Here is a 3,565-nt window from a genome sequence, read left to right on the forward strand (position 1 = left end):
GGGGGGGGGGAGGGGGGGCGGGCCCCCCCCCCCCCCCCCCCGCTACTTGAGCACGCGCTGCCGTACGAGGGCGGACAGCTCCTCCGCCCGGCGCACTACGCCGTCCGCCTTCTGGGTATGTTCCCGCAATGATTCCTGCAGGGAATCTTCCGGGATCGACGCCAAGTTGGCCTCCACGGTAATGCGGGCAGTGGCCGCGGCGGCGCGGGCCGCCTCGGCCGCCACAGCGATGTCGCTGAGCAGGTCCGCTTTGCAGACATCCAGCAGATCTTCGCCCAAACGAACGACGGCGGTGGCCAAGTCCAGCTGTGCCCTCGCCGGAAGCGTCGCTTCGACGAGTGCCTCGCGGATCGCTGCAGTGCGCTTGGCCCGCTCCTCGTCGGACCCGGAGGGCAGCTTGTAGCAATCGACCACCCGCCCGAACTTCTCCTCGTCGGATTCGGCCGCTTGAAGTGCGGTCCGCGTCAGCTCGTCCGCTTCGGACAGAATGCCTTCGAAGTCCATTTCCGATCTCCCGGAACCGGCACGCCCGGCCGCGGATCCCGAACCGTGCTGGCCGTTTGCAGCGGACTGCTCGCTCACTTCGGCCGGCTTGGAGAAGTGCGCGACCATCCCGATCAGCGCCGCGGCTTGTGCTGCATGGATCGCCCCCACGGCGCCCGCACCCGGCGTCGGATCATTCGACCCGAGACGGCGGAGATACTGCTCGATGGTCTCGGATCTGCTCACGCTTCGGCCTCATCCAATGCTGCGGCGACTGGTGGCTTCATCTCGCCATCATTACCGAACAACGCATCGCTGCGAAAGGGCCGGACAGGACCAGATGCCGGTCTTTGTGTACCGATTCAGTGGTACCGCCGCTGCGTGCTGTGGCCGCTGACCGCCAGCGGGACGGAAAATCCACTGGTGCGAAAACGGGAGCTGCCGAAGGGCTAGCTCCCGTTTTCTCACCAGTCGATTGACACGTCAGGCGCCTTCGATAGCCGCCTTGGCCTTCGGGTCGGAATCGGCCAGGAACTTGCCGATCCGGTCCACTTCTTCGACCTCGCCGATGGCGCCGGCAGCCCGGCCCAAGGCGTAGAGGGCCCGCAGGAAACCACGGTTCGGTTCGTGCTCCCACGGGATCGGACCGGCACCGCGCCAGCCGGCCCGTCGCAGCGAGTCCAGGCCGCGGTGGTAGCCCACCCGGGCGAAGGCGTAGGACTCGACGGTCCGCCCCTCGGCATAGGCTTCATCGGCCAGAATCGCCCACACCAGCGAGGAGGACGGGAACTTCGCGGCCAGGTCCACTGCTTCGTCGCCGGCATCCAGGCGCGCGAGGACGTCCGTCTCTTCCGGCAGATACGTCGGCTCGGGGCCCAACAGGTTGGTGCGGAAGGGCTCGGTCATCTACTTCACCGACTTTCCGGCAGAGCCAAGGCGCTGGGCCGCTTCCACCACACGGGCGGCCATGGACTTCTCGGCGGCCGCACCCCAGACACGCGGGTCGTAGGCCTTCTTGTTGCCGACCTCGCCGTCGACCTTCAGAACGCCGTCGTAATTGGCGAACATGTGGCCGGCCACCGGGCGGGTGAAGGCGTACTGGGTGTCCGTGTCCACGTTCATCTTGATCACTCCGTAGGACACGGCGTCTGCGATCTCCTGCTCGGACGAGCCGGATCCGCCGTGGAAGACCAGGTCGAACGGGTTGGATTTGCCGATCTTCGCGCCGACCTCGGCCTGGATCTGCTTGAGCAGTTCGGGGCGCAGCTTCACGCCGCCGGGCTTGTAGACGCCGTGCACGTTGCCGAAGGTCAGCGCCGTGATGTAGCGGCCCTTCTCGCCTGCGCCCAGCGCCTCGATGGTCTTCAGACCGTCGTCCACAGTGGTGTAGAGCTTCTCGTTGATCTCGTTTTCGACGCCGTCTTCCTCGCCGCCCACGGTCCCGATCTCCACTTCCAGGATGATCTTGGCTGCGGCGGTGCGGGCCAACAGGTCCTCGGCCACCTTCAGGTTCTCTTCAAGCGTCTCGGCCGAACCGTCCCACATGTGCGACTGGAAAATGGGGTCTTCGCCGCGCTTCACGGCAGCCTCGGACTCCGCCAGCAGCGGCAGCACAAAACTATCCAGCTTGTCCTTCGGGCAGTGGTCGGTGTGCAGCGCTACGTTGACCGGGTACTTCTTGGCCACCTCGCGAGCGAACGCGGCGAAGCCCAGGGAACCGGCCACCATGTCCTTGACCCCGGAGCCGGACCAGTACGCGGCGCCGCCGGTGGAAACCTGGATAATGCCGTCGGAGCCGGCGTCGGCAAAGCCCTGCAGCGCTGCGTTAAGGGTCTGCGAGGAGGTGACGTTGATCGCCGGGTAGGCGAAGCCGCCTGCTTTTGCGCGGTCAATCATGTCGGCATAGATCTCAGGGGTTGCAACGGGCATGCTGACTCCTTGGCTAGCGATACGGATTCGAAGGCGTTGCCTCTGGCCCCATCCTATCGATTCCCGCCCGGGGAGCGGCTTCGAGTCCCTCGGCGCACACCTTCGACACGCCCCAAGGCCGCCGATGCCACTGTCCGGGGCGTCAAGGCTGCCGCCACCAACGGGATCCGGACGGTGTCTGTGAAGCCGGGTTACATCGCTGCCCCGCTCCCCCGTGGCGCGGCCCGCCGTGGCAAGCTGGGACCATGACTGAATTCCCGCCGCCGTTCCACGGTCCGCGCGATCCCGGCGATGCCTGGGTGGAAGGACCGGACGGCACCCGGATGTGGGGCCGCTTCGGCTCGGCAGGGCTGCTGGCGGTGGACCGCGAGCGCGGCATCCTGCTCCAGCACCGGGCACAGTGGAGCCACTACGGCGGCACGTGGGGAATCCCGGGCGGCGCACGCCACCAGGACGAACTGGCGGTCGACGCCGCCCTTCGCGAGGCGAACGAGGAGGCCGACGTCCCGATCGACGCACTGGCGCCGCTGTTCACGTCGGTGCTGGACCTGGGCTTTTGGACCTACACCACCGCTGCGGCCAGAACCGTGCGGCCGTTCGAACCGGCCATTACCGACGCCGAGAGTCTTGCCCTGGCCTGGGTACCGCTGCATGAGGTCGATGACCTGCCGCTGCACCCGCACTTCGGTGACGCCTGGCCGCGGCTGCGCACCCTGCTGGAACACCCGCCGTTGCTGCTCGTCGACGCCGCGAACGTGGTGGGCTCCCGGCCGGACGGCTGGTGGAAGGACCGCGCCGGTGCCACCCGCCGGCTGCTGGCCGCGCTGCGCGCCGCGCTGGAGCCGGGGTTCCCGGCCGACCTGCTGGCTGTGCCGGCAGGCACTGTCTGGCCGCGCACCGTCGTCGTGCTGGAGGGCGCCGCGAAGGATGCCGCCGCGGAAGGGCCCTATAAGTACGACGGCGGGGCGGCACCTGCCCGAGGCGACGGCACCGTGGGTCCGGTGCCGGAGGACGACGGCGAAGACGCGCCCGCCCCCAATGGCGGCACCTCGCGTCCGGTGCCGGAGGACGACGGCGGGGCCGGCCAGACGTCGGCAGCGCACCGCCGCGGCGTGCAACTGGAGGTGGCGCACGCAGCCGGGTCGGGCGACGA

Annotated in this window: 4 protein-coding genes; 1 reads left to right on the top strand and 3 read right to left on the bottom strand. The window is 68.4% G+C overall.

From position 1 onward, the window contains the following. Positions 1–42: 42 nt before the first annotated feature. From ACMX2H_RS18760 to fbaA, 3 genes are all read right to left on the bottom strand, one after another. Positions 43–729, bottom strand: a complete 687-nt coding sequence (locus ACMX2H_RS18760; RefSeq protein WP_414962769.1) for a cyclodeaminase/cyclohydrolase family protein — start codon at positions 727–729, stop codon at positions 43–45. A gap of 237 nt (positions 730–966) precedes the next feature. Beyond that, entirely contained in the window at positions 967–1,389 is a 423-nt protein-coding gene (locus ACMX2H_RS18765) for a DUF3151 domain-containing protein (RefSeq protein WP_414962771.1), read from the bottom strand. Beyond that, on the bottom strand, positions 1,390–2,412 hold the full coding sequence (fbaA, locus tag ACMX2H_RS18770; RefSeq protein ID WP_414962773.1) for a class II fructose-bisphosphate aldolase: 1,023 nt from the start codon (positions 2,410–2,412) through the stop codon (positions 1,390–1,392). Between the two features lie 245 nt (positions 2,413–2,657). Between fbaA and ACMX2H_RS18775 the strand changes: the two genes are divergently transcribed. Further along, a partial coding sequence (locus ACMX2H_RS18775; protein WP_414962775.1) for an NUDIX domain-containing protein occupies positions 2,658–3,565 on the top strand: 908 nt, incomplete at its 3' end.

Source organism: Arthrobacter sulfonylureivorans (genome assembly GCF_047607445.1).
GTDB lineage: Bacteria > Actinomycetota > Actinomycetes > Actinomycetales > Micrococcaceae > Crystallibacter > Crystallibacter sulfonylureivorans_A.